Raw genomic sequence first — 1,658 nt, forward strand, 5'->3', positions numbered from 1 at the left:
GAAGGCCCCCTTCCTGTACCTAGGCGCAAGGAAGGGGGCCTTCCTGTACTTCACGCGAGCAACGCCGCAGGTGACGCGTAAGTGCTTAAGAGCGGGTTCGCTCTAACGACCCGGCTCACTCACGAGACCCGACAACAGGGCGGCCAGAGCCCGCATGGCTTTCTCCTTGGCCGCTTCCTGGTCTTCGGCATGGGCGATCATCAGTGCCGCCTCCACGCAGGCGCTCAGCACCAGCTGCGCCAGCTCCGGGACCGGCGCTTCGATCAGCCGTCCGTCGGCGGCGGTCGCTTCCAGGATCTCGGTGATCATCCCGAGCCCGTACTTGTACTCGAGTTCGCGCCACTCCTGCCAGCCGAGGACGCCGACAGCGTCGGTGAAGGAGATCCGCACCACCTCGGGCCGGACGCAGACTTCGAGGAACCGGGCGAGTGCCGCGAACGCGGCCGCCCACGGGTCGCCCTCGGCCCGGAACACCGCTTTGAGTTCGTCGGTGATCTCCGTTTCGATTTGCTCCACGACGGCGCGGAACAGGCCTTTCTTGTCGCCGAAGTGGTGGTACAGCGCGCCACGGGTGACGCCTGCCGCCCGGACGATCTCGTCGGCGGGCACCTCGGCGTAGCCCTGTTCGGCGAACAGTCTCCGCGCCGCCGTGATCAGGGCGGATTGCGTCGACTGCGATCGCTCGGTCTGGCTACGTCGTGGCGTGGGCACGCAGGAATTCCACCACCATGCCGCTCAGCCGCTCCGGCTGGTCCTCCGGCACGAAGGTGTAGGAGTCCTCGATCGTCCTCAGCTCGGAGTTCGGCAGGACGCCGGCGAGCTTCCGGCCCAGCCACAGCGGGAAGTGCCGGTCTTCGGGTGCCCAGACCAGCAGCACGGGTTTCTCGAACGACGGCAGGAGCTCGGCGGCGGCGAGGGTGTACCGGTTGCTGATGCCCGCCATGAACCGGCGCAGGTCGGCGCGGATCTCCGGGCTCCGCCTGCTGGGCAGCAGGTACGCGTCGAGAACGTGTCGCGGGACCGGATGCTTGATCGCCCAGGCGAAGTTCGTGGCCTTCAGCAGCGCCTTCGACCGCATCGCCTGCACGACCGACCAGGTGCCGCCCGGGATCCGGGCGAGGGTGCTCAAGCCCGAGAAGATCGGCGGCAGGAAGCGCTCGAAGGAGTCCGACGGCGTCAGCACGACCCGGCCGATCCGCTCCGGGGAAGTGGTCATGAGCAGCTGGGTGAGCGCGCCGCCGGTGTCGTTCGCGACCACGGTGACGTCGGTCAGGTCCAGCACTTCGAGGAACCGCCCGATCAGCGCGGCGACCCCGGGCGGGCTCAGGTCGGCGCTGGGGACCGGGATCTCGTGCGAGCCCAGCGGCCAGTCCGGGGTCAGGCAGCGGAAGCCCGCTCCGGCGACCGAGGGGGCCACCTTGCGCCAGAGCAGGCCGTTGGTCAGCAGGCCGTGCACGAAGACCACGGGAGGGCCTTCGCCAAGGTCGCGGTAGCGGATACGGGCACTGCCGAGGTTTGCCTCGTGCACCTCGCCCAGGGAAGCGCTGGTCGTCATGCCAGAAACATACACGCAGTATGTATGTATTTGCGAGACGTGTTTCGATCCCGTGGGGATGTCATGAGGGGTCCCCATAGGACGAAAAATGTCCTATGGGGAC

General features: G+C 67.7%; 2 protein-coding genes. Both read right to left on the minus strand.

The genetic code is table 11. The annotated features are described in order from the left end of the window. Nucleotides 1-102: 102 nt before the first annotated feature. Nucleotides 103-711, minus strand: a complete 609-nt coding sequence (locus AB0M65_RS40815) for a TetR/AcrR family transcriptional regulator (RefSeq protein ID WP_364041043.1) — start codon at nt 709-711, stop codon at nt 103-105. Further along, the gene (locus AB0M65_RS40820) at nt 692-1,555 is read right to left on the minus strand and encodes an alpha/beta hydrolase (RefSeq protein WP_364041046.1); all 864 of its coding nucleotides are present in this window, start codon (nt 1,553-1,555) and stop codon (nt 692-694) included. Before AB0M65_RS40820 ends, AB0M65_RS40815 begins: the two co-directional genes overlap by 20 nt. Between the last annotated feature and the right edge of the window lie 103 nt (nt 1,556-1,658).

The sequence above is a fragment of the Amycolatopsis sp. NPDC051071 genome (genome assembly GCF_040682875.1).
In the GTDB taxonomy this organism is placed as follows: domain Bacteria; phylum Actinomycetota; class Actinomycetes; order Mycobacteriales; family Pseudonocardiaceae; genus Amycolatopsis.